Here is a 24,012-nt window from a genome sequence, read left to right as displayed (position 1 = left end):
ACGGATGGGCGTCTGGTCCAGCGGTCCGTTCGATAATGATGACGCCGCCGACTTCATGATGGAGATGGAGGCGTCGCCATCATGGGGTGTGCTGCGCGATGTGTTCAAGGCGGTCTTTGTTCATGAGGACTATGTCGAACTGGCGGAAGGGGCGCGGGCCTACGCCGCCGCTGCCCTGTTGACGGTGGCGCTTGGCAAGAGCGATATCTCGGCCCAGGACTATCACATGATCATTGAAGACTTGGGCACCATGCCCGAAGACCTGCCGGCCCTGGCCAGATCCGCCATCAAACGCATCAGCACCGGCGATTCCGAAATCAGGGAACTCTATCTCGATAGCGGTTCCTACAGTGAATGGGCGGAGACCATCGCCGCCATCGAGAAGGCTCTATGACTCCTACCTTTATCAATATCGGTGAACGCACCAATGTTACCGGTTCCGCCAAGTTCAAGAAGCTGATCGTCGAGGGCAACTATACAGAAGCCCTGGCCGTGGCGCGCCAGCAGGTCGAGGCGGGCGCCCAGATCATCGATGTCAATATGGATGAAGGGCTGCTCGATTCCGAAGTCGCCATGCGCACCTTCCTGAACCTGATGGCCGCCGAGCCCGATATCGCCCGCGTGCCGGTGATGATCGACTCGTCCAAGTGGGAGGTGATCGAGGCCGGACTGAAATGCGTCCAAGGCAAGGCGATCGTCAATTCGATCTCGATGAAGGAGGGCGTCGAGACCTTCAAGGCCCATGCCCGCGCCTGTATGCGCTATGGCGCCGCCGTCGTGGTCATGGCCTTTGATGAGGCCGGCCAGGCCGATACCGCCGAGCGCAAGATCGAAATCTGTACGCGTGCGTATCATGTGTTGGTCGATGAGGTTGGTTTCCCGCCGGAAGACGTCATCTTCGATCCGAATATCTTCGCCGTCGCCACCGGCATCGACGAGCACAACAACTACGCTGTCGATTTCATCGAAGGCACGCGTGCCATAAAGCAGACCCTGCCTTATGCGCGGGTGTCGGGCGGCGTGTCGAACGTGTCGTTCTCGTTCCGTGGCAATGAGCCGGTGCGCCGGGCGATCCACAGCGTCTTTCTCTACCATGCCATCCAGGCGGGCATGGATATGGGGATCGTCAATGCCGGCGACCTGCCGGTCTATGACGATATCGACCCCGAACTGCGCCAGGCGGTCGAGGATGTCATCCTCAACCGGCCGCAGCGCCACAATGTCAGCAATACCGAATACCTTGTTGATCTCGCCCCGAAGTATAAGGGCGAAAAGGGGCAGGTGCAGGTCGCCAACCTGGCCTGGCGCGAGGGTACGGTCGAGGAGCGCCTGAAGCACGCCCTGGTCCACGGTATTACCGAATTCATCGATGCTGATACGGAAGAGGCCCGCAAGGCGGCTGCCCGGCCGTTGCACGTCATTGAAGGGCCGCTGATGGCCGGCATGAACGTGGTAGGCGACCTGTTCGGCGCTGGCAAGATGTTCCTGCCTCAGGTGGTGAAATCCGCCCGCGTGATGAAGCAGTCCGTGGCATACCTGATGCCCTTTATGGAGGCCGAGAAAGAGGGTGGCACGCACAAGGCGGCTGGCAAGGTGCTGATGGCCACCGTCAAGGGCGACGTCCACGATATCGGCAAGAATATCGTCGGCGTCGTGCTGCAATGTAATAATTACGAGGTCATCGATCTCGGCGTCATGGTGCCGGCCGACCGCATCCTGGCTGAGGCGAAGGCGCATAATGTCGATATGATCGGCCTCAGCGGCCTGATCACACCGTCGCTGGATGAAATGGTCTTCGTGGCGCGCGAAATGCAACGCCAGGGCTTCGATATCCCGCTGCTGATTGGTGGCGCGACCACTTCCAAGACGCACACAGCGGTCAAGATTGAGCCGGGCTATTCAAATAATCAGGTCGTCTATGTGCTTGACGCCTCGCGCGCGGTGGGGGTGGTGTCGAACCTGCTGGGTGATGAAAAAGAAACCTTCAAGGCTGAGGCTAAGGCAGACTACGAGAAGGTGCGCCTGGCCTATGGCAAGGGCAATTCGCAGCCGCGGTCATCGCTGGCAGAGGCGCGCGCCAATAAATTCAGGATCGACTTTGCCGCCGAGCCGCCCGTGGCGCCATCCTTTCTTGGCCTGAAGACCTTCAGCCCTTACGATCTGCATGACCTGGCCGACCATATCGACTGGACGCCCTTCTTCGCCACCTGGGAACTGGCCGGCAAGTTCCCGGCCATACTGGAAGATGAGATCGTCGGCGAGGCGGCGACCAGCCTCTACAAGGACGCCCGCGAAATGCTGGCGAAAATCCTTGAAGAGAAGTGGTTCGAGGCGCGCGGCACGATCGGTTTCTGGCCGGCCAATGCCACAGAAGACGACGATATCGAGGTTTACGAAGACGAGACACGCTTGAAGGTCATCGCGCGCTTCCAGACCCTGCGTCAGCAGATGAAAAAGACCCGCGAGGGGCAGTCGAATACAGCTCTGTCTGATTTTATTGCCCCGAAAGGTACGCCAGACTGGATCGGCGGCTTTGCCGTCACCGCCGGCCATGGCGAAATGGAGATCGCCCGCGCCTTCAAGGCGAAAGGCGACGACTATAACGCCATCCTTTCGACGGCACTGGCTGACCGTCTGGCCGAGGCCTTCGCCGAAGCACTCCATGCCCGCGTTCGCCGCGAGCTGTGGGGCTATGCCGCGGATGAAAAGCTGTCGGTCGAGGATCTGATCGCCGAGAAATATAAAGGTATCCGTCCGGCGCCGGGCTATCCGGCCCAGCCGGATCACACCGAGAAGTGGACCCTGTTCGATCTGCTCGATGCCCGCGCCCGCACCGGCATGGAATTGACAGAGAGCCTGGCCATGACCCCGCCGGCCTCGGTTTCGGGCCTGTATTTCGCCCATCCGAAAGCGCATTATTTCGGCGTCGGCAAGATCGAGAAGGACCAGGTGACGGACTATGCCCGCCGCAAGGGCTGGGCGGTCGATGAAGCCGAGCGTTGGTTGTCGCCGATCCTTAACTACGTGCCCTGAAACCGCTTCTGATCAGGCGGGCTGCGGTATTTTTATGCCCGCTTCAACGGGTGTCATCAGGGGCTGCCGGTTGCGCAGTCTGAGAAGGGTTTTGCGCAGCCAGCTATGGGCGTGGGGATCGACGTAATGGAAAAGGGCGGTGGCCCTGATCTTGTCAGGATCACAGGGTTCATTGGTGTGAACCGAGCGGCAACCCCAGAAAAAATAGACGTTTCCGGGCGTCATGCGAATCTTTTCAGGCTTTACGCGGCCCGTTTGCACACCCTTGCGCAAAAGAAACTGTGTCAGAGCGTTATCGAGCAGAATCTTGTCAATGAGATTGCCAAGATAGGTTTTGCGTATCGGGCGCGTATTGGGAAACAGGATCAGGTCGCCGGGTTGCCCCTCTGTCGGGATCAGGATGGGCACCAATACGGTCAGAACATAGGAATCGTAATGGAAGAACCAGGCATTTTGCTGGCCTGTTTTGCCCGCCAGACAGCGCAGGAGTTGATAGAAGGAAACCGGCGGCGCGGATTTCTGTGTGCCGATACGGTAAAGGTCGCGGCAAAGGGCCTGGAAATTGGCGGAGCGGGCCATTTCCTGCAGGAAGGTGCCGCGCAAGGCGTCGGGGCCGCCAAAAGCGATATATTCACCGCCGGTCTGGCTGACGCTGTCCTGGACGTGACGGCGAAGGCTCGCCAAGGCTTCAGGCGAAATGCAGTTTTCGGCGACGCCATAACCACGCGTATTCATGTCGCCGACAAGGGCGATCGCCGTCTCTGACGGCAAGGATGGGAACACTTCCAAGATGCACCTGAGTCTTCGGGGAGGAGACGTGTAGAATCAGCTTTCAGATGATAAGCGTCCCGCAGAGTCGCAGCAACGGAAAAGGGAGTCCGTAACACAACGCCACCGAAGAATTTACGTCAGTTGATCTTCTTTTTAGGTGTATTGGTCCAGCCCAGGCGATAGCCGAGCCCTTCCGACCAGCTACGCTTTTCGACATGGTTCGGATCGGGCGGCTGCTGCGTCGAATAGGTCGTTTCAGCGTCCGTGGTCGGGGTGTCGGTTTTCGGCACGGCGGGCAGGGCGCGCGACGCCGTGGCGCGGCGGGCCAGGGTGTTGGTGGCCAGCGGGCCATCGCCATCGACCGGGGCCGTGGAAGCGGTCAGGACCGGCTTCGGCTTTTCGTTGTAATCATGCGGGCCGCCGGAATTGAGCGCCAGGGCAATGGCGTCCAGTTCATCCTCAGTCGCCATTTCGGCAAACAGGTTGGGGTGACCGGACAGGCGCACGGCGGCGTGCTCGCAATCGCCTGGTAACTGCCAGTTGGCGTAGGCCATGGCGGCTTCTTTTGTGGGGGCGGCGCGGGTGGCCGCCCATTCATTGTAGCCGAAGTCACGGACCTCTTCGGCCTTTTTGTGGGCCGCCTCGTCCTTGCCCTTGCCGGAGAGGGTGAGCGCCGCCTCATAGGCACGCAGGTAGGACATGCCGATCATCTGGATCTGGTCATCAACCGGCATGACGGAATCGACCAGTTCGGCCACTTCCATATTACCGGAGAGCACGCCATGGCACCAGGCCACGCGCAGGAAGTCATCCTTGGGCGCGTCATCGAGGTTGGGCGCGTGCAAACTGCCGTCGGTATTGCGGCCGGTGATTGCGGGATCGGTTGCGGCGGGGATAACCGGTTTGGCGGCTGTCTTTTTTACCGCAGTGCGCGCAGCAGCCGGGCGCTTCTTAACGGCAGCATCCGCCGGCAGGGCTGCCGTAAAGGCGAAGGCGCAAACGGACAGGGAGAGGACAGACGATCTCAGCAGGCGCAAATTCGGCTCCGGACAGCGGCTAGGGTTGGTTTGAACCCTGATTATATTGCGGCAAAAGCGCACATGGCTTTGGCCAGACGGCTAATCTATACAGCAAGTAAGGCATAAAATCGCCATTAGGTATGTTTTTTTGCGAGTCTTACAGAAACTTAAGCACATCTTGCGCCGTATTTAAGCTAAGATCGCTCTCCATAATCAGTGGGTAATGATGTCGTTCTGGAAAAACCTGGCTCAGTTGGCGGTGCGTAAGTTCGATGCCGCCGAATGCACCGAATGTCCAAAGGGGCCGCCGGGTGCCGATCCGGCGTTCGCCACGGCGGTGACGGCGCTGGGCGCCAAGCTCGCCATGGCCGATGGTCTGGCGCACGATGTCGAGCAGACCGCCTTCCTGCATGTCTTCCAGCCCGACGAAAAGGCGATGCGCGATGTCATGCGCCTCTACGATCTGGCGCGCCAGACGAGCCTTGGTTTTGAATCCTATGCCCGCCGGCTGGCCAAGCGTTACAGCAATTGCCCGCAGATCCTGGAAGACGTGCTGGAGGGGCTGTTTCATATTGCCGTTTCCGATGGTCACCTCAGCCATCAGGAAGAAACCTATCTGGAGACCGTGGCCGAACTTTTCGGTATCAAGGCGCCGGCCTATCGCCGCATCCGCGCCGGTTACGTGCCGCTGGGCGAGGATGATCCCTATTATATTCTGGGCCTGCAACCCGATGCCTCGGACGACGATATCCGCGTGGCCAGGCGCGCCCGACTCAACGATTTTCACCCTGATCGCATTCGCGCGCGCGGCCTGCCGATCGATTTCGAGACCCTGTACACGCAGAAGACCGCCCTGATCAATTCGGCCTATGACCAGATTGTGAAGGAGCGGGCGCTGCTGGCTTAAGTTCGCTTAACTGGCGATATTTGCGGGATTTTTATGCTCAAGGGCGGTGGGAAACGCGCCCGAAATGCTAAGAAAGCCTTAATAATTTCGTCATGAAACGTTTCTGGAGGTTGACGCGGGACTTATTCGTGCCAATCTTCCCTTGTAAGAGACGCGTATTGTCTCAGTGTTTGGAGTTTGCCTTCATGACCAAGCGTGATGCTGCCTTCGTCCGTTTCGACCGCGGCTATAAGCCGTGGGGAGATGTCCGCCGCAAGAACCTGATCGCCCGTATTGTCACCAACGTGGTGATGACGCTGGCGGGGCTCGCGGTTGTGGCCGGACTGGCTCTGCTGGCCCTGTTTGCCGCTTCGGTGGCGGTGGTCGGTGCTGCGGTTATCGGTGTCATGGGGCTGACCGCTTTCCTGACGCGCAGACACGCCAAGATCAGCATCAAGGCGGATGACGGCAAGGGCGTTTATGAGGCGCGCAAAACCGGTTCGACCTGGACGGTCTACTAAGACCGTTACGCATGAGATTTCAAAAACGCCGCTGTCCCACGATGGCGGCGTTTTTATTTGGCCAGATGCGGGATTGCCGTTAAAGACCAGCATATGATTGAAACACCATCCCCCAATTTCAACGAACGCAAATCGCCGCCTGACATGGTGGTCCTGCACTATACCGGCATGAAAAGCGGTGAAGCCGCGCTTGAGCGTATGTGCGATCCGCACGCCAGGGTCTCCGCGCATTACATGATCGAAGAGGATGGGCGGATTTTCCGACTGGTGCCTGAAGAGCGCCGCGCCTGGCACGCCGGTGTCAGCTTCTGGAAGGGCGAGACCGATATCAATGGCTGTTCGATCGGGATCGAGATCGTCAATCCCGGCCATGAGTTTGGCTATCGTGACTTTCCGCCTGCGCAGATCGATGCGCTGATTGGCCTGCTCGATGGCATACGGGAGCGCTGGGAAATTGCGGATCATCGCATCTTGGGCCATTCCGATGTGGCGCCGGCGCGGAAAGAGGATCCCGGCGAGCGCTTTCCTTGGGCCGAGTTGGCGGCGCATGGTCATGGCCTGTGGGTGATGCCGGATTTGCCGCCAGCCAATCCTTCTACTGGACTAACCGCCATGGGGCCGCCGCTGGGCAAAGACGACAACGGCCTGGGCGTCTTTTCGTTGCAATCGGCGCTCGGCAAACTGGGCTATAATCTCCTGGCCGGCGGGCCATATGACGACGAGACGGCGACCGTCGTCACCGCCTTCCAGCGGCACTGGTTGCCAGAGCAGATTGGCACGGATTTGCAGGGCCGGGCCGACGCAAAGCTGCGCGTGACTCTGATGGCTCTGCTGCGCCATATCACCCTGATGGAGGTTTAGATGACCGGTCAACGCATCATTCTGGCCATAGCCGCCCTTTGGGGGCTGGCGGGTGTCATCATGCTGGCGGCCGGTTCGCATCCCCCGCAGACGGGCAATCTGGCGATTGGCGGGCAATTCCTGCTGTTCCATGCGGCCGCGGTGATCGCCATTCTGTCGACATCGCTGATCTCCGGCTGGCGGCGCGCCCTGCCCATGGCCCTGATGCTGACCGGCAGCGGCCTGTTCGCCTTTGAGATTATTATCCATGTGGCGACTGGCGTGATATTGCCCGGCCTGGCGCCGGTTGGCGGCGGGATCGCTATGCTCGGCTGGCTAGTGCTCGTCATTGCGCCATTGATCGAACCGAAGAACTGAACTAGAAGGCGGGCGGGCCAGATGACCGGGTGATCGCGGGACGTCCTTCGGGACGCCTGAGGAAAGTCCGGGCTCCACGGTAATAGGACGGCGGGTAACACCCGCCGGGGGTGACCCCAGAGACAGCGCCACAGAGAGCAGACCGCCTCAGCCTGCTGAGGTAAGGGTGAAAGGGTGCGGTAAGAGCGCACCGCGTTCCCGGTAACGGGAATGGCATGGCAAGCCTCGTCCGGAGCAAGACCAAATAGGAACGGCGCGCTTTTGGCAACAAAGGCAGGGCATTACCGCCCCGGACCGTTCGGGTAGGTTGCGTGAGCCGTCCAGCAATGGCCGGCCAAGAGGAATGATCGCCAAGGGGAGCAATCCCTGAACAGAACCCGGCTTACAGGTCATCTGGCCCTTTTATCCGCCTTTGCGTAACGGCGTTTTAAATATCTGTTAAGTATAATTGCCTACAACTCACGGTGTTGCAATGCGGCCGCTCGTCCTTAGGGGATGATCGGTCGCATTTATGATTCCAGTATCTCCGTAGCGTACAGGCGTAAGTATAAATGTTTTCATTTTGTTCTATACTTATCCACTATTGGGCGTTTTTATGCTCTGAATCCTCATCTGGTGTCATTCAGAGTCATTGCATCCCACTTAATCCCATGTTAACCCTATATTCGTCCCGAAGCGACCCGGCCGGGAGGGCTGGCCAGGGGTTTCGGCGGACAGGGAGCAGGCTAAAACGGTCTGAGGCGGGTGCGTGTTTCTCTCGACCCATGAGAAGCAACTGGATTCCAAGCGGCGCCTTCTGGTCCCGCAGGATTTCCGCGCCGCCGCACTGGCGCCTCATGAGGGCGTCGAGCCGTTTGAAGGGGTGTATTGTTTTGCCGCGATCAACGCCGCGTGTCTCGAATGCGGCGGGGCCGCGTTTTTTGCCATGTACCGCGACGTGATCAACGAGTATCCGCCCATGTCCCCGACCCGCACCGCCATGCAGCGCCGTTTTTATGCCTCGATGCACCGCCTGAGCTTCGATACGGCGGGTCGCATCACCCTGCCGGAAAAGCTGTGCGAACAATTCGGCCTGGGCGGAGACGTGGTTGTTGCCGGTCTGGGCGAAAGCTTCCAGATCTGGGCGCCGCAAGCCTATGCCGATTATGCTGCCGAACAGGATCGGCTGGTCGAGGCGGCCTTTGCCAAGCGCGAGGCGCTGATATGAGTCAGCAGGTTCATGCCTCCGTCATGTTGCCCGAAGTGCTGGCCGCGCTGGGGGATGTTTCCGGCAAGCTGGTGGTCGATGGCACATTCGGCGCCGGCGGCTATTCGCGCGCCATCCTGGAGCGTGGCGCGCATGTTATTGCCTTCGATCGCGATGCCCGCGTCAGGCCCTATGTCGAGACCCTGAAGGCCGATTATCCGGATCGTTTCCAGTGGGTTAACCGCTGTTTTTCCGAGATGAAGGAAGGGCTGGCCGAACTGGGGCATGGGGCGTGTGACGCCATCGTGCTTGATATCGGCGTCTCCTCCATGCAGCTTGACGAAGCCGAGCGCGGCTTCTCCTTCATGCGTGATGGCCCGCTTGATATGCGCATGAGCGTTGATGGCCGCAGCGCCGCCGATATCGTTAATGAGGACGACAAGGACGAGATTGCCCACATCATTTGGCTCTATGGCGAAGAGCACAAGTCGCGCGGCATCGCTGCCGCCATCGTCAAGCGCCGCGAAGCGCAGAAGTTCGAGCGCACGCTTGACCTGGCCGAGGTGGTCGAGCGCGCCCTGGGCGGGCGCCGCGGCGCGCCGGTCCATCCGGCCACACGCACCTTCCAGGCCCTGCGCATCGCCGTCAATGACGAACTGGGCGAACTGGAACGCGCGCTCGACGTGGCTGAAACCCTGCTGAAGACAGACGGCATATTGGCCGTGGTGACTTTCCATTCGCTGGAAGACCGCATCGTCAAGACTTTCTTCAATGAGCGCGCCGGCAAGGTCTCTTCCGGGTCGCGTTACGCGCCGCAAAAAATTGAGGCGCGCCAACCAATCTATACGCTGGTGACGCCCAAGGCCGTGCAGGCATCGAAGGCTGAAATCGCCGCCAATCCGCGTGCGCGTTCGGCCAAGCTGCGCGCCGTCCGCCGCACCTCCACACCTCTTGTCCAGATGCCTCTTCGTCAAAAGGTCCGATCATGAACGGTTTGATGCGACTGTTTGAACAACGCGTCCGCGGTATCCGCCTGATCGAACTGGTCGGCGGCGTGTTGATGTTCGGCCTGATCTTCTGGGTGTGCCTCAGCAAGGCCAAGGAAGGCGAGGACATCCGCCGCATGAACGATCTCGACCGCCAGATTGCCGCCGAACAGACGGCCGTCGACGGCCTCAAAATTCAGGTGGCGCAACTGGAGCGCCCCGGCCGGCTGGAACAACTGGCGGTCCAGTACCTGGGCATGAAGCCAACCGATCCCAACCATGAGGCGCGGCTGGAATCCCTGGCGGAAATTTCCCGCACCGGCTCGCGTCCGGTGTCACAGGCGCCGGCCGTGGCGCTCGCTGTGCCCGCGCCCCCACCGGCGCCGGCGGCAGGGCAGGGTGATGATCTGATCACGGTAACCCCGGCCCGCAAGGCGCCGCAAGTCGCCGCTTCGGCCAGTGGCCGGACAGGAGGGCGCTGATGGGTATCTCGATCATCGAATCCACCCAGTCCGGCTTCCAGTGGGTCGCTGATCGGGTGTGGAAAGTCGAGCACGCCTTCGAGCGCGCCAATGCCTCCGGCGTCAAGGCGTCGAGCGCGCGGATGCGCATCTTCTGCATCCTGGTCGGCATGACCGTTGCCTATGTCTGCCTGGCGGGTTTTGCCACGCGGGGTTCTCTGCAGGGGCGTGGGCAGATTGCTGCCCTAACCGGCGAGCCTAATGCCAGGGCGCAGCTTGTTGACCGCAACGGGCAGTTGCTCGCCACGGACGTCAATGATTACAGCCTGTTCGTCGATCCCAATGACATGACCGGCGATGACCGCAGCCTGGTGCGCCGCGCCCTGCTGCAAATCTTCCCGGACCTGCCGCGCGACCAGATCGACAAGCCGTTCAAGATGAACCGCCGGCTGCTGCTGACCAATAATATCAAGGCGGCCAAGCGCGATGAAATCCTCAACTATGGCCTGCCGGGCATCAGTTTCGAGGCCGTGCGCGTGCGTGATTACCCGCTGGCCAATACGGGTTCGGCCTATATCGGCATGACCCAGCGCGGCGGCGAGGGCATGTCCGGTGCCGAAAAGGCCCTGCAGGACCAGATCGCCGCCAATGCCGCGACGGATCAACCGGTGACTCTGGCCATGGACCTGCGCATCCAGGGCACACTGGAAAATGAAATGCGCGCCATGGCCGTGGCCCAGCGGGCACAGAGCGCCATCGGCATCGTCACCAATGTGCGTACCGGCGAGGTTCTGGCCCTGGCAAGCTGGCCCGATTTCGATCTCAACCGGCCAGGCGCCTTCAGCGATGCCGAACGCCGCAACCATGCCGCCGTCGATCGCTATGAACTGGGCTCCATTTTCAAGGTCATCTCGATCTCGGTGGGCCTCGATACCGGCACGACCTCGCTGGCTTCCGTCTATGACGGCCGCCAGCCGCTGAAGCTCGGCAACCGCCTGATCCATGACGAACATGCCTCCAGCGAACTGCTGAGCCTGACCGACGTCTTCATCAAGTCGTCCAATATCGGCACCTCGCGGGTGGCGCTCGATGTCGGGGCCACGGCCATGACGCGCTATTACGAAGCGCTGGGGCTGTTCCGCTCCGCTGATATCGAACTGACCGAGCCAGCCTCGCCCCTGCTGCCCGGCCGCTGGTCCGACAGCTCGCTGGCCTCTTCGGCCTTCGGGCAGGGTATGGCCATCACGCCGCTCTCCTTTATCGAGGCCGCCAACGCCACGCTTAATGGCGGTTATCTGCGTCCGCTGACGATAAAGAAATATGACGGCCATTCACCGCTGCCGGGCACTCAGGTCTTCTCGGCCGCGACCTCTCGCACCATGCTGGAACTGATGCGGCAGAACGTGCTCAAGGGCACCGGCACCCGCGCCAATGCCCCCGGCCTGCGCGTCGGCGGCAAGACCGGTACGGCGCAGAAGCCGGGCAATGGCCGTTACACCAATGAGGACGTGTCCTCCTTCCTGGCGGTCTTCCCGGTCGACGGACCTGTGGATGGAGACAGATATAGTGTTCTGGTCACCTTCGACTCGCCGCAAGGTGCGCCTGAAAGCGGCGGCTCACGCATGGGCGGCCCGGTGGCGGCGCCCGTGGCGGGCCATGTGATCGAACGCATTGCGCCCTTTGTCGGCGTGGCGCGCAAGGAAGACAAGTTCACCGGACCGGGATGGGACAAGGCGCCCGTTGCCGCCGAAGATGTAACCGGAGACCACTGATGACAGCCCAGAATTCCGGTAAATGGCGGCTCTCGGACATTCTGCGGCGCGATCTCGACCAGGATCCGGTCGTGACCGGCGTGACCGCCGACAGCCGCAAGGTGGGCGAGGGCGTGCTGTTCTGCGCTCTGCCGGGCAGCGCCGCCGATGGCCGTCAGTTCATTCCGCAGGCGATCAAACAGGGCGCGGCCGCTATCCTGGCGCCCGAAGGCACATCTTCAGAGACTTTTGGCGCCGAAGGCTCCGTGGTGGTCAATGTGTCCGATGTTCGCCGGGCCTATGCCCTGGCCGCCAAGGCGTTTTACGGTGCCCAGCCGAAGACCTGCGTCGCCATTACCGGCACCAATGGCAAGACGAGCGTAGCCACCTTCTGCCGGCAGATTTTCGCCAGTCTCGGGCATAAGTCCGCCAGCATGGGCACGCTCGGCGTCGTCACGCAAAGCCCGGACGGTACGGAAACCGCCATAACCGGCCCCGGCCTGACCACGCCGGATGCCGCCGACATGGCCCGCCACCTGGCCGAACTGGCTCAGGGTGGCGTCACCCACCTGGCGCTTGAAGCCTCCTCGCACGGCATCGACCAGCGCCGGCTCGACGGTGTGTCGCTTTCGGCCGCTGGTTTCACCAACCTGACCCAGGATCACCTCGATTACCACGCCACCATGGACGCCTACCGGACGGCCAAGCTGCGCCTGTTCGAGCAACTCCTGCCGCGCGGCAAGACGGCGGTGCTGAATGCCGATTCCGACGCCTATAATGCCTTTGCCGCCATGTCGATCATGTCGGGCCTGAATGTGATGAGCGTCGGCGAGCGGTCGTCGCACCTGTGCCTGACCGGCCGTGACCTGACCGTCGACGGCCAGATTCTCTATCTCGAACATCACGGCAAAACATATGAGACCAAGCTGCCCCTGGCCGGCCTGTTCCAGGCATCGAACGCTCTGGTCGCCGCCGGGCTGGCGATTGCCGCCGGAGAGGATGCCGGCCGGGTGATCGATGCCCTGTCGAAGCTGAAAGGGGCGCGTGGCCGTCTGGAACGCGCCGGCACCAAGGACAACGGCGCCGAGGTCTATGTCGATTACGCCCATACGCCTGATGGTCTGGAAACCGTGCTGCACGCCCTGCGCCCGCATACCAAGGGCAAGCTGGTCTGCGTGTTTGGCTGCGGCGGTGACCGCGATCGCGGCAAGCGGCCGAAAATGGGGGCGATAGCCCAGAAACTGGCTGATCGCGCCATCGTCACCGACGATAACCCGCGTTCGGAAGACCCGGCCGCCATCCGTGCCGAGGTTCTGGTCGGCATGGGCAAAAGCGCCATCGAAATCGGCGACCGCAGGGCGGCGATCTTCGAGGCCGTGGCGGGGCTGAAAACCGGCGATGTGCTGGTGGTGGCCGGCAAGGGCCATGAGCAGGGCCAGATCGTGGCGGGCACCGTCCTGCCGTTCGATGATGCCAGCGTGGTGCGCGAGGCCCTGAAGGCATAGGCGGCTGTTCAGCGGCCGTTCATTCTCCGCGATGCAATCTCCCTCTGAAACGTCGTTATGCCAGGCTTGATCCGGGCCGGCATATGGCGCTATCAAGAGATGGGCATTTCAGGGGCGGATTGATGAAACACCTTACAGGATTGATCGGGCTGGCCATAACGGCCGCGTTTATGCCGTTGACGGGACAGGCGCAGAGCACGCCGCCGGTATTGGTGCATGAGGCGCAGTTCGGCACGGTGCATGAGGTGCTGGGTGATGAAATCGCCGTAGCCGCGCCGCGCGCCGGCTGTCCGGCGAAATTCCAGCCCCTGGCGGATGGGCCGTGTTTCGACAAGGTGACCCTGAAAGACGCCAGTCTGGGGCCGACCCGCGTGCTTACCGTTCTCAAGCCAGGGCAGGGCGATTGGGTATCCGGCGTTTATGGCCGTGATTTCAGGCTCTATGATCTGTTTCCGGTCGCCGAGGGGCTTCATGCCGAGGCGCTGCCGTTTGAAACCTCCGGCGTTGCCGTGCCGCGCGATTGCTTTTCGCTGGCGGGCGAACCGGTGGGCTATGCCATCGAACACCGCAAGACCGGCGATGTGGCGGTCGAGCACCAGACTGTGGTCTGCGGCGGCGGGCCGCGCCAGCCGACAGGCCCCTATACGCCGGAGGGGCCGCCCCTGACGCCGGGCAATAATGGCGTGTGGCACGTCACGGAAAACCAGCGCGTCGAAGGTTCCATGCGCTACCTGGCGACGCCAGGCACCTGCGATCCGCAATATAGTGTCAAGACCACCTGGTGCGCGCAGCCGGCCATCACCTGGATGCAGAACAATCCGGATGAGAAGGAGCTCGATCTTGTGGCCGCGCGTCATGCCGTCCAGGCCGGGGATGTGCTGACCAAGGCCGAGACCGACCAGTGGGTGCTCAAGCGCAAGGGCAGCAACAAGTTCAAGGCCGACAGCCGCTGGATCGACAAGTCGTTTATGACATCCGTCGATGGCTGCGCGCCGGTGGAGGCGATCGGCTGGTGGGTGACCGGCCGGCCCGATGGCCTCTATATTACCGAAAAGGCGCTGAACCGCTGCGGCGCCCCCCTGGCGCCGGTGCCGACCGAAATCTGGGAAGCCTATGGCGATGATTATTTTATCGTCGATTGCGGGCATGACTGGAGAAAAGGCCGTCCGCGCGACAAAAGTGACAAAAACCAGGGTGATCAGGCGGCTGAATGTTTCGACCGTGCGGGCGATTACCTGCGCCATATCGGCCGGAACAACGCCATCGTTGTGGTTTTGAATGAGCGCGCCCGTGTCGATGATCACCTCTATTCCGGCAGCTATATCAGCTATGATGTTGCCGAGGTGACGCTCAACAAGGACAGGAGCCTGTCCGCCCGCCGCCTCGACACGTTCGATCCGTCCGGTGTTTACATGAATAATTGTACGCAGGTAAACGATGGGCCGCCGGAATCGAAGGGCTTCGTCATTGTCCGCTCGATGGGCGTTAGCTGGGCAAGGGCCTATCGCTGGATGAGTTGCCCAGTGTACTAAAACTCCTCCCTAGCGAAGCTGGGGAGGTGGCAGCGCGCAGCGCTGACGGAGGGGCGCCCCGCCCGCGCTACCCGCCACCACCCCACAACGTAGGGAGGAGAATTTATACGTTAATAAACACGCGCGTGCCTAAATCCCTGAGTCGGGTTCAATGGCGTTTTCCTTTGCTGCGCGTGTGACCTATGGCTGATACCCCCCTCTGGACCTTTGATGAACTGGCCAAGGCCACCGGCGGGACACTGACCGGCATAGGCGAGGGGGCTTCACGCACGGCCACGGGCGTCAATTTCGACAGCCGCGCGCTCCAGCCGGGCGATGTCTTCCTGGCGTTGAAAGGCGCGCGTGACGGGCATGATTTCGTGCCTCAGGCGTTCCAGTCCGGCGCGGCGATTGCTGTGACGCGTCGGCCAATCGAGGGCGGGCCGTGCCTGCTGGTGCCGGATGTGCAGAAGGCTCTGGAAGACATGGCGGTCTTTGCCCGCGATCGGGCCGTGAAGGCCAAACGCGGTGCGGTGACCGGCAGCGTCGGCAAGACCAGCGTGACGCAGATGGTCATGCAGGGCTTAAGCCTGGCAGGGCGAGCCCATTCCGCCATCAAGAGTTTCAACAACCATATCGGCGTGCCGCTTACGCTTGCCAGGATGCCGGCGGATACCGAGCGGGCCGTCTTCGAGATCGGCATGAATCACGCCGACGAAATCACGCCCCTGTCGGAATTCGTGGCGCCCCATGCGGTGATCATCACCACGGTCGGCGGCGCCCATACCGAGAACTTCCCCGATGGCGATGCCGGTGTGGCGCGGGCAAAAGCCGAAATTTTCGATGGCCTGCTGCCCGGTGGGCTCGCCATCCTCAATGCCGATAACCAATGGTTCGATTTCCTCTGCCAGCAGGCGCGCGGCGCCGGTGCCCTGATCGCCGCCTTCGGCGAGCATAACGGCGTCGATGCGCAACTGATCGAGCATCGCGTCAATGGCGACCGGGCTTCGGTAGCTGCGCGCTTCCATGGCCGCGACATCATTTTCAGCCTGGCCCATACCGGCCGGCACCAGGCGATCAATGCCCTGGCCACCCTGCTGATGCTGGAGGCGCTTGATATCGATCTTGATACGTCGTTGCTGGCGCTGGAAAGCTTTGCCGCACTTGATGGGCGGGGCAAGGTGACACGCAAGCCTTTCAAAGGCGGCGAGATTACCCTGATCGACGAAAGCTACAACGCCAATCCGGTATCCATGCGCGCCACCCTGGAGTCGCTGGGAACACAGCCAAAACCCGCCGGGTCACGAAAAATTGTCGTCCTGACCGACATGCTGGAACTGGGGCCCGAAGAGGCGGCGCTCCATGCCGCACTGGCGCCGGTGATCGAGGCGCAGGATATCGACAGGGTATATCTGGCCGGACCTTTGATGAAAAACCTGTGGAACGCCTTACCGCAAGCCTTGCGCGGCGCCTGGGCCGAAACCGCCGCCGAACTGGCGCCTCGCCTGATTGAGGACTTGCAAGGGGGGGATGTGGTTATGGTAAAGGGCTCGAACGGTTCGAAAGCCGGACTGATCGCCAAGACTCTCCTGGCTCTCGACGAATAAAGGTCATCTATGTTCTACCTGCTTTACGAGCACGTCACCAGCCTGCACCAGCACTGGCCGCTGATCAATCTGATGAAATATCAGACGGTGCGCATCTTCCTGGCCATGATCACCGCCATGATCGTCGCTGTCGCCATGGGAAGCCGGTTCATCCGCTGGATGCGCGCCCGCCAGGGCAAGGGGCAGCCGATCCGCGAGGATGGTCCTTCGACCCACCTGCTGACGAAAAAAGGCACGCCCACCATGGGCGGGCTGATGATCCTGGCGGGGATTGCCGTGGCCACCGTCCTGTGGGTCGATCCGCACTCGGCCGCCGCCTGGGTCGTCTTCGGCGTGACCATGGCCTATGGCCTGCTGGGCTTTATCGATGACTATGCGAAAGTGACCAAACAGACCTCGGCGGGGCTGACCTCGATCCAGAAGCTGGTGGCGCAGATCGCCATTGCCGTCGCTGCCGTGCTGGTGCTGATGTATTATTCGCCGCAGCCGGCTGATGCCCCGCAACTGGCCACATCTCTGGTCGTGCCGGTGTTCAAGAACTTCATCTTCAATCTCGGCTATTTTTACGTCGTCTTTGGCGCCGTGGTGATCGTCGGGGCGTCGAACGCCGTCAACCTGACCGACGGGCTGGATGGCCTCGCCATCGTTCCGGTCATGATCGCGGCGGGCGCCTTTACCCTGATTGCCTATCTCGTTGGTAACGCCAAGTTCGCCGAATATCTGATTATCCATTTCGTACCGGGCGCCGGCGAGGTGGCCGTGCTGCTGGCCGCCATCATCGGCGGCGGCATGGGCTTCCTGTGGTATAACGCCCCGCCGGCCAAGATCTTCATGGGCGATACCGGTTCGCTGGCTTTGGGCGGCGGTTTGGGTGCCGTGGCCGTGGCCCTGAAGCACGAGATCGTGCTGGCCATCATTGGCGGCCTGTTTGTCATGGAGGCTTTGTCGGTCATGATCCAGGTCGGCTATTTCAAGCTGACCAAGAAGCGCGTCTTCCTGATGGCGCCGATCCACCACCATTTCGAGAAGCTCGGCTGGGCGGAATCGACCGTCGTGATCCGCTTCTGGATTGTGGCGGCCATGCTGGCCATGGTTGGCCTGGCGACTCTCAAGCTAAGGTAAGTGCTATGATCCCGGTAAAAGGCTTTGAGGGCAAGCAGGTCGCCATCTTCGGACTGGGGCGGTCGGGGCTTTCGGCGGCGCGTGCGCTGAAGGCGGGCGGCGCCCTGCCCATCCTGTGGGATGACAAGCCGTCGAACCTGCTGCCGGCCACCAAGGAAGGTTTCACGGTCGAAAACCTGAAAAATGCCGACTGGTCGCAGTTCGCCGCGCTGGTGCTGTCTCCCGGCGTGCCGCTGACGCACCCCGCGCCGCACTGGACGGTGGAGATGGCCCATGCGGCCCATGTGCCGGTGATGGGCGATATCGAACTGTTTGCCCGCACGCTCGCCTGTTTGCCGGCGCACAAGCGCCCGCGCACCGTGGCAATCACCGGCACCAACGGCAAGTCGACCACCACCGCCCTGATCGGCCATATCCTGAAAAGCGCCGGCAAGGATGTCCATGTCGGCGGCAATATCGGTGTCGGCATTCTCGATCTACCGGATATGCACGCAGGCGCCATCTATGTCATTGAAACATCGTCCTATCAGCTTGACCTGACCCTGAGCTTTTCGCCGGATGTGTCGGTGCTGATGAATATCACGCCCGATCACCTCGACCGTCACGGCGGCATGGAAGGCTATATCAAGGCCAAGCGCCGGATCTTCATGGCACAGGGCTCGAAGCAGACGGCAGTGATCGGCGCCGACGACGACTATACCTCCGCCATTATCAGCGACATGCGCGTCAATTCGCCGGTGAAACTGGTGTCGATCTCGGCGCGCCGCACGCTCGGCCAGGGCGTTTATGCGCTGAATGGCGTGCTCTATGACGGCACAAATGTTCGCGCCCGCCAAGTGATCGATCTCAAGGCCGTTCGTACCCTGACCGGCCGTCACAACTGGCAGAACGCGGCCGCCGCCTATTCGGCGTGCAAGGCCCTGGGGCTGGAGATGGACGAGATTGTCACGGGGATGCGGACCTTCCCAGGTCTCGCGCATCGGATGCAGGAAATCGGCCGTATTGGTCATGTCCGTTTTATCAACGATTCCAAGGCGACCAATGCCGATGCGGCGCGTCAGGCCATGTCGTCTTTCGATAAATTCTACTGGATCGCCGGCGGCGTGGCCAAGGCGGGCGGGATCGAAGACCTGCGCGACCTGTTCCCCCGCATCAAACACGCCTATCTGATCGGCGAAGCGGCGGAACTGTTTGAGGTGACCATAGGCAAGGCGGCGCCCTGCACACAATCGCGCCTGCTGTTCACCGCCGTGGCGCAAGCCTATGCCGAGGCGGAAAAGACGGGGCGGGAAGAGATCGTGCTGTTCTCGCCGGCCTGCGCTTCGTTCGACCAGTTTACCGATTTCGAGGCCCGCGGCGATGCCTTCCGCGATGCTGTCAGCGAGATCAAGCTCGGTGTTACCGGCGAGAAGGTCTAATCCCGCCAGTAACAGATGGGAGCTTTCTTGCCGAGTTTATGCTCCAGCACGTCTATGTCATTCTGGATATTTGGCGGGTCATATTCATCAAAAGTCAGGCCGAAACGTGCCAAAACGCTCGCCGGATACTGAATGACGGCACTATCGGGCGGGCAATGGCTATCAGCCTCGGACGGTGTCATATGATTGATCAGGTCCATCCAGCGAAAAAGAGTTGGGCTGATACCGGCTTTTGTCAGGAAAGCATCTTGGCGGCTAATGGATTCGACGGTGTAATTGTAGGTGTTGAGAAAGGTATCTGCGACATTCAGGGTGTCGTCCTGGACTGCAGATGCCTGTAGCTGTGGAAGCAACTGATCAAGTTGATCAAGCGTTGTGGCGCCATGATAAAGCAGCAGGGCATCGGGCCGGACAATTCGACGATGGCCTGCGGTGATCAGGAAGTTGGCGCAACTCGATGCACATAATTGTTCGGCGATGACAGTGGTGGGCCGATCAAGTAGACTTTCGCCGATGGCCATGGCGGCATTGACCTCCCCACCGCTGGAGCGGACGACCACAACCAGTGGCGCCGCCTTGTCGAACGCGTCAAGTTGTGCAAGCACAGGTTTGTCGTCGTTTGCCTGAATATGGCCGTTCAGGCACAAGCCGCCTTCAACGCGCTCTGTGCTTAGGGGAGCTTCGATATCAAGCGGCTTCAACCAGTCGAGGCAGGCTTGAATGACGGCAGCTTCCTGGGCGTGAGGCGCCAAGGGCGCGGCATGAACCTGCGTTCCGACGCTCACCAGACTGAGCAGCAAGCCAATGATCAATCGCTTTGGCATGAGTATCCCCCCCCCCTTTATAATCTAAAAAGACTATGTAACTAAAAGGGCTGAAAAACAAGCGGGGGTTGTCCATTGATTAAATAATCTCTTACAAATCGCGCCGAAGCTTAAGTGGATATTAACTACACTTTGGTGAATCCTGCGGTTTCAGTTCCCAGTCAAGTTGACCGCCTAAGGTTCGTTCATGGCTCACGCTTACGCCCATCCGTTCACGCGCACCGACCGTTCGCCCACCGCCATCTGGTGGTGGACGCTCGATCGCGTGACCCTGACCCTGGCGCTGATCCTGCTGGTGCTGGGCTTCTTCTTCTCGTTTTCGTCGTCGCCTGTGGCGGCGCCGCATACCAGCCATTACGACACCTTCTACTACACCAAGCGCCATTTCGTCTTCGCCCTGCTGACGGCGGTGGTGATGATCATGGTGTCCATGCTGTCGCTGAAAGGGGTAAAGCGCGTGAGTGTGCTGGCCTATGGCGGCGCCATCTCGATCATGGCCATGCTGCCGCTGATCGGTCACGCGGCCAAGGGCGGGCGGCGCTGGCTCGAACTGGGGCCTGTGGCGCTCCAGCCGTCGGAATTCCTCAAGCCGGCCCTGATCGTGCTGATCGCCTGGATGTTCTGCGAAGGCCAGAAAGGCAAGGGCGTGCCGGGCGTGACCGTCGCCTTCTGTCTCTATGCCCTGGCCATCGGCCTGCTGCTGATCCAGCCTGATGTCGGGCAGTCGATCCTGATCACCATCGCGTTCGGAGCCTGTTTCTTCATTTCGGGCGTGCCGTTTCGCTGGATCATCGGGATGCTGGGCGCGGCCGGCACGGGCCTGGTGGGGTTGTTCTTCATCCAGCCGCACTTTCGCAACCGCATCATGGGCTTCATTTCGCCGGACGCCGATTCCGGCTTCCAGGTGGCCCGCGCCAAGGCGGCCATCGCCAATGGCGGCCTGTTCGGCGTGGGGCTCAATGAAGGCACGATGAAGCGCCTGATCCCAGATCTGCATACCGATTTCATTTATTCGGTGGTGGCGGAAGAATATGGCCTGTGGCTGATCCTGATCATTATCGGCATCTTCGCCTTCATCATTATCCGCGGCCTGCTCAAGGCCATGGCGATGCAGGATCCTTTCCGCCAGATTGCCACCTCCGGGCTTTACATCATGCTGGGTATGCAGGTGCTGATCAATGTGTCGGTCAATCTCGGTCTGATTCCCCCCAAGGGCATGACCCTGCCGTTCATTTCCTACGGTGGCTCCTCCATGCTGGCCATGGGGCTGACGCTCGGCTTCATTTTAGCGTTAACACGCCGGCGTCAGGAAGAAATACCGCAGGACGATCCGACAAAATGGTAAATACAGGCCAGAAACGATTTAGTTTTTTATTCAGAACCCGCTATGGTGATTTCCAGATTTGAGTACGCCGGTTCCGGGGACTAGATGGCCACCGCTAAAAAAGCCAAACCGAGACGCAAAGCGTCTTCCTTTTCCGACAAGCCTTTGGCCGTTGTGGCGGCAGGTGGCACCGGCGGGCATATGTTTCCCGCCGAGGCCCTGGCCCGCGAACTGAATGAACGGGGCTGGGATGTGGTCCTGGCCTCGGATAAGCGCGGCGCCGCCTTTGCGGCCAATTTCCCGGCTATAGAACGTCTCTCCCTCGAAGCGGCCACCTTCAAAAAAAGCGATCCGATCGGCATGGCGCGCGCCGCCATCAAGATCGGCCTGGGCATCATGCAGGCGCGCAAGGCTTTCAAACGCCTGAAGCCCTGGGCGGTGATCGGATTTGGCGGCTATCCGTCCTATCCCGCCCTGATGGCGGCCCTGGGGCGTAAGGACATCACGCTCATCCACGAGCAGAATTCGGTGCTCGGTCGGTCAAACCGTCAACTGGTGAAGCAGGTGGATGCCGTGGCCTGCGCCTTTCCCGTGCTGCGCATGGCGCCGGCCGAGATGGAAGGGCGGGTGCAGGTGGTTGGCAATCCGGTGCGGCCGGATATCCGCGCGCTGTATGACGAGCCCTATCCGCCTATTGATCCGACCATCCACATCCTGGTGACGGGCGGATCACAAGGCGCGAAGATCCTGTCCGAAACCGTGCCGCAGGCCCTGGCCCTGCTGCCGGTTTCTCTGCGGATAAACCTGCATGTCGAGCAGCAGACCCGCGCCGACCAGATCGACATGGCGACGAAAATCTACCGGGACGCCGAGATCGACGCCGAGGTGGCGCCGTTCTTTACCGACATGGCCGAACGCCTGGGGCGGGCGCATATCGTCATCGGCCGGGCCGGGGCCTCCACCGTCTGTGAACTGGCGGTGGCCGGCAAGCCCTCCATCCTCATTCCGCTCAAGATTGCCGCCGACGATCACCAGACCTATAATGCCGAGGTGCTGAAGGCTGCCAAGGCCGCCGTGGTCATCCGCGAAGATGATGTGACGGCGGAAAAGCTGTGCAGCGAGATCCGTGCCCTAATCGAAGGGGCTGTGCTTTTGCCCATGCGCGCCAGTGCGGCGAAATCAGTGGCACGCCCCGATGCGGCCAGATTGCTGGCCGATCTTGTCGAGCGTACCGTGAAACGAATCAAAGGATAGGACGTGATGGAAAAGGCACTCGGCGCCGGTTTCATGCAAAGGGTGCTGTTCGTCATCCTTGCCATCGCGGCCGCCCTGCTGGTTTTCAAGCTGCTGGGCCTTTGGCTGCTGATCTTTGGCGCCATCGTCATCGCCACCGTCCTGCGCGCCCTGGCGGAGCCGCTGATCAAATACACGCCGCTGAACGACACATTTGCTGTACTAACCGTTCTGGTGCTGGTGCTGGCCTTCATCACCGTGACCTTCACCCTGTTCGGCTATGAGCTTGTGTCACAGACGCATAACCTGACCGAACAATTGCCGGCAGCCTGGGCCGCCCTGCAAAAGCGGCTGGTGTCACTGGGGCTGAATGACGAGGTGCAGAAACAGATGCAGAGCCTGGGGCAGCAGGCGGGGGGCGTGGCCTCGAAGCTGCCCGGCATAGCCGGTAATGTTTTTGGCGCCCTGGCCAATCTGCTGGTGGCGACCATTGCCGGCATCATCCTGGCCATCAACCCCGGCAAGTACCGCGATGGCGTGGTTTTCCTGATTGCCGATCAGCACAAGGAAAAGGTGCGCGACGCTATGAATGTGGCGGGCCATGCCCTGCGTCTGTGGTTCGTTGGCCAGTTCATTTCCATGGTGCTTGTGGGGACGCTCACCGGCATTGGCCTGTCCGTACTGGGCGTGCCCTCGGCCCTGGCGCTGGGACTTGTGTCCGGTCTGGCGCAGTTCGTGCCGATTGTGGGGCCTGTGATTTCGGCCGCGCCCGGGCTGCTGCTGGCGGCGGTCTCCGGCTGGCAGACCTTCATCTGGGCGCTGGTCATATATGTCGGCGTATCGCAACTGGAGAGTAATTTCATTACGCCGATGGTCCAGCGCAGCATCGCTTCCATCCCGGTGATCGTGACCCTGTTCGCGGTGATTGGCTTCGCCGGCCTGCTAGGCCCAATGGGCGTGCTGTTCGCCATGCCGCTGACGGTGATCATCTATACCCTGATCCGCCGGCTCTATACGGGCGAAGACGTGACGCAGGGAAAGGGCGAAAAGCCGTTCCAGGGGATGCTGAAGCGGAAGTCGAATTAAAGATGCCGCATTGGGTCTTGCGACTGATGCAGGATGCGGAAAATCATCACGGTTTCATCCTGCAGCCAATAATAAATGCTGTGGGACGCATGAACGAAACAGCGAGCGTCGGAAACAATTGTTTTAATGTCCCGGCCGGCGAAAGGGTTCGTGGCCAGCATTTCGAATGCATCAATCAAATCAACAGCGTAGTTATTGGCTTGAAGCGGTCCGAAAGTGTCGATCGAATAGCGATAGATATTCTCGAAGTCCCGTTCGGCATCGGCCGTCAGCTTATAACCGGCCACTGAGTTTCAGTTCCGTCTGGACATCTGCCATGATCTGTTGGGGTGTGCGGTTCGCAACCCCACTATTTCGCGCGTTCTCAAGCATGTCGCGCAGTTCCGCTTCGGCGCCCTTGCGCCGCTGATCCTGATGGATCAGCGCATTGACATAGGTCTCCGCATCTCCGGCTTGTTCTTCAAGCCACGACCAGGATTGTTCATCCAGCGATACCGACATCTTGCCCATGTGCGCACCTTGTTTGAGCACGGGATTATGCCCGCAAATG

Annotated in this window: 23 protein-coding genes and 1 other RNA gene; 19 read left to right on the top strand and 5 right to left on the bottom strand. The window is 60.9% G+C overall.

Annotation, left to right across the window (positions count from 1 at the left end):
- The first annotated feature begins 4 nt into the window (after window positions 1-4).
- Both ACTHND_RS01490 and metH read left to right on the top strand, forming a co-directional pair.
- The gene (locus tag ACTHND_RS01490) at window positions 5-394 is read left to right on the top strand and encodes a DUF4259 domain-containing protein (RefSeq protein WP_440175498.1); all 390 of its coding nucleotides are present in this window, start codon (window positions 5-7) and stop codon (window positions 392-394) included.
- The gene (gene metH / locus ACTHND_RS01485) at window positions 391-3,033 is read left to right on the top strand and encodes a methionine synthase (RefSeq protein WP_440175497.1); all 2,643 of its coding nucleotides are present in this window, start codon (window positions 391-393) and stop codon (window positions 3,031-3,033) included. The genes ACTHND_RS01490 and metH overlap by 4 nt, the downstream gene beginning before the upstream one ends.
- Before the next feature lie 12 nt (window positions 3,034-3,045).
- On the opposite strand, the gene ACTHND_RS01480 is transcribed toward metH, so the two are convergent.
- Window positions 3,046-3,816, bottom strand: coding sequence for a hypothetical protein (locus ACTHND_RS01480; protein ID WP_440175496.1), 771 nt, complete (start codon window positions 3,814-3,816; stop codon window positions 3,046-3,048).
- Between the two features lie 125 nt (window positions 3,817-3,941).
- Window positions 3,942-4,841 carry a hypothetical protein gene (locus ACTHND_RS01475; protein WP_440175495.1) on the bottom strand — a complete coding sequence of 300 codons (900 nt, stop codon included), beginning with the start codon at window positions 4,839-4,841 and terminating at the stop codon, window positions 3,942-3,944.
- 208 nt (window positions 4,842-5,049) lie between these two features.
- On the opposite strand from ACTHND_RS01475, the gene ACTHND_RS01470 reads away from it, so the two are divergent.
- The 14 genes from ACTHND_RS01470 (at window position 5,050) to murD (ending at window position 18,995) form a co-directional block, all read left to right on the top strand.
- Window positions 5,050-5,730 (top strand): TerB family tellurite resistance protein, encoded by a 681-nt coding sequence (locus tag ACTHND_RS01470; RefSeq protein WP_440175494.1) that lies wholly within the window; start codon window positions 5,050-5,052, stop codon window positions 5,728-5,730.
- 185 nt (window positions 5,731-5,915) lie between these two features.
- Window positions 5,916-6,230, top strand: a complete 315-nt coding sequence (locus ACTHND_RS01465) for a hypothetical protein (RefSeq protein WP_440175493.1) — start codon at window positions 5,916-5,918, stop codon at window positions 6,228-6,230.
- 93 nt (window positions 6,231-6,323) lie between these two features.
- Complete coding sequence (locus ACTHND_RS01460; RefSeq protein ID WP_440175492.1) at window positions 6,324-7,091, top strand: N-acetylmuramoyl-L-alanine amidase; 768 nt, start codon at window positions 6,324-6,326, stop codon at window positions 7,089-7,091.
- A complete protein-coding gene (locus ACTHND_RS01455) occupies window positions 7,092-7,448 on the top strand; it encodes a hypothetical protein (RefSeq protein ID WP_440175491.1) in 357 nt (118 codons plus the stop codon).
- Between the two features lie 17 nt (window positions 7,449-7,465).
- Window positions 7,466-7,849: RNase P RNA component class A (rnpB, locus tag ACTHND_RS01450), an RNA gene on the top strand.
- A gap of 347 nt (window positions 7,850-8,196) precedes the next feature.
- Window positions 8,197-8,655 carry a division/cell wall cluster transcriptional repressor MraZ gene (locus tag ACTHND_RS01445; RefSeq protein WP_440175490.1) on the top strand — a complete coding sequence of 153 codons (459 nt, stop codon included), beginning with the start codon at window positions 8,197-8,199 and terminating at the stop codon, window positions 8,653-8,655.
- Window positions 8,652-9,623, top strand: a complete 972-nt coding sequence (gene rsmH / locus ACTHND_RS01440) for a 16S rRNA (cytosine(1402)-N(4))-methyltransferase RsmH (protein ID WP_440175489.1) — start codon at window positions 8,652-8,654, stop codon at window positions 9,621-9,623. Before ACTHND_RS01445 ends, rsmH begins: the two co-directional genes overlap by 4 nt.
- Complete coding sequence (gene ftsL, locus ACTHND_RS01435; RefSeq protein ID WP_440175488.1) at window positions 9,620-10,102, top strand: cell division protein FtsL; 483 nt, start codon at window positions 9,620-9,622, stop codon at window positions 10,100-10,102. Before rsmH ends, ftsL begins: the two co-directional genes overlap by 4 nt.
- Window positions 10,102-11,853 (top strand): peptidoglycan D,D-transpeptidase FtsI family protein, encoded by a 1,752-nt coding sequence (locus ACTHND_RS01430; protein ID WP_440175487.1) that lies wholly within the window; start codon window positions 10,102-10,104, stop codon window positions 11,851-11,853. The genes ftsL and ACTHND_RS01430 overlap by 1 nt, the downstream gene beginning before the upstream one ends.
- The gene (locus ACTHND_RS01425; protein WP_440175486.1) at window positions 11,853-13,337 is read left to right on the top strand and encodes a UDP-N-acetylmuramoyl-L-alanyl-D-glutamate--2,6-diaminopimelate ligase; all 1,485 of its coding nucleotides are present in this window, start codon (window positions 11,853-11,855) and stop codon (window positions 13,335-13,337) included. The genes ACTHND_RS01430 and ACTHND_RS01425 overlap by 1 nt, the downstream gene beginning before the upstream one ends.
- A gap of 122 nt (window positions 13,338-13,459) precedes the next feature.
- Complete coding sequence (locus ACTHND_RS01420) at window positions 13,460-14,869, top strand: hypothetical protein (RefSeq protein ID WP_440175485.1); 1,410 nt, start codon at window positions 13,460-13,462, stop codon at window positions 14,867-14,869.
- A 182-nt stretch (window positions 14,870-15,051) separates the two neighbouring features.
- A complete protein-coding gene (locus ACTHND_RS01415) occupies window positions 15,052-16,455 on the top strand; it encodes a UDP-N-acetylmuramoyl-tripeptide--D-alanyl-D-alanine ligase (protein ID WP_440175484.1) in 1,404 nt (467 codons plus the stop codon).
- Between the two features lie 9 nt (window positions 16,456-16,464).
- Entirely contained in the window at window positions 16,465-17,577 is a 1,113-nt protein-coding gene (gene mraY, locus ACTHND_RS01410; RefSeq protein ID WP_440175483.1) for a phospho-N-acetylmuramoyl-pentapeptide-transferase, read from the top strand.
- 5 nt (window positions 17,578-17,582) lie between these two features.
- The gene (gene murD / locus ACTHND_RS01405; protein WP_440175482.1) at window positions 17,583-18,995 is read left to right on the top strand and encodes a UDP-N-acetylmuramoyl-L-alanine--D-glutamate ligase; all 1,413 of its coding nucleotides are present in this window, start codon (window positions 17,583-17,585) and stop codon (window positions 18,993-18,995) included.
- On the opposite strand, the gene ACTHND_RS01400 is transcribed toward murD, so the two are convergent.
- Window positions 18,992-19,819 (bottom strand): ATP-dependent Clp protease proteolytic subunit, encoded by an 828-nt coding sequence (locus tag ACTHND_RS01400; protein WP_440175481.1) that lies wholly within the window; start codon window positions 19,817-19,819, stop codon window positions 18,992-18,994. The genes murD and ACTHND_RS01400 overlap by 4 nt on opposite strands.
- A gap of 187 nt (window positions 19,820-20,006) precedes the next feature.
- On the opposite strand from ACTHND_RS01400, the gene ACTHND_RS01395 reads away from it, so the two are divergent.
- The 3 genes from ACTHND_RS01395 (at window position 20,007) to ACTHND_RS01385 (ending at window position 23,462) form a co-directional block, all read left to right on the top strand.
- Entirely contained in the window at window positions 20,007-21,164 is a 1,158-nt protein-coding gene (locus tag ACTHND_RS01395) for an FtsW/RodA/SpoVE family cell cycle protein (RefSeq protein ID WP_440175480.1), read from the top strand.
- An 84-nt stretch (window positions 21,165-21,248) separates the two neighbouring features.
- Complete coding sequence (murG, locus tag ACTHND_RS01390; protein ID WP_440175479.1) at window positions 21,249-22,397, top strand: undecaprenyldiphospho-muramoylpentapeptide beta-N-acetylglucosaminyltransferase; 1,149 nt, start codon at window positions 21,249-21,251, stop codon at window positions 22,395-22,397.
- Window positions 22,398-22,403: 6 nt separating this feature from the next.
- A complete protein-coding gene (locus ACTHND_RS01385) occupies window positions 22,404-23,462 on the top strand; it encodes an AI-2E family transporter (protein WP_440175478.1) in 1,059 nt (352 codons plus the stop codon).
- Here the strand turns inward: ACTHND_RS01385 and ACTHND_RS01380 are convergent.
- Together ACTHND_RS01380 and ACTHND_RS01375 are read right to left on the bottom strand one after the other, a co-directional pair.
- On the bottom strand, window positions 23,459-23,749 hold the full coding sequence (locus ACTHND_RS01380; RefSeq protein ID WP_440175477.1) for a type II toxin-antitoxin system RelE/ParE family toxin: 291 nt from the start codon (window positions 23,747-23,749) through the stop codon (window positions 23,459-23,461). The two genes, ACTHND_RS01385 and ACTHND_RS01380, sit on opposite strands and share 4 nt — an antisense overlap.
- On the bottom strand, window positions 23,736-23,972 hold the full coding sequence (locus tag ACTHND_RS01375; protein ID WP_440175476.1) for a hypothetical protein: 237 nt from the start codon (window positions 23,970-23,972) through the stop codon (window positions 23,736-23,738). Before ACTHND_RS01375 ends, ACTHND_RS01380 begins: the two co-directional genes overlap by 14 nt.
- Window positions 23,973-24,012: the final 40 nt, after the last annotated feature.

This window comes from Asticcacaulis sp. (assembly GCF_051954415.1).
Classification (GTDB): domain Bacteria; phylum Pseudomonadota; class Alphaproteobacteria; order Caulobacterales; family Caulobacteraceae; genus Asticcacaulis.
Note: the sequence above shows the minus strand (reverse complement) of the source record. Positions and strands in the feature narration are given on the sequence as shown.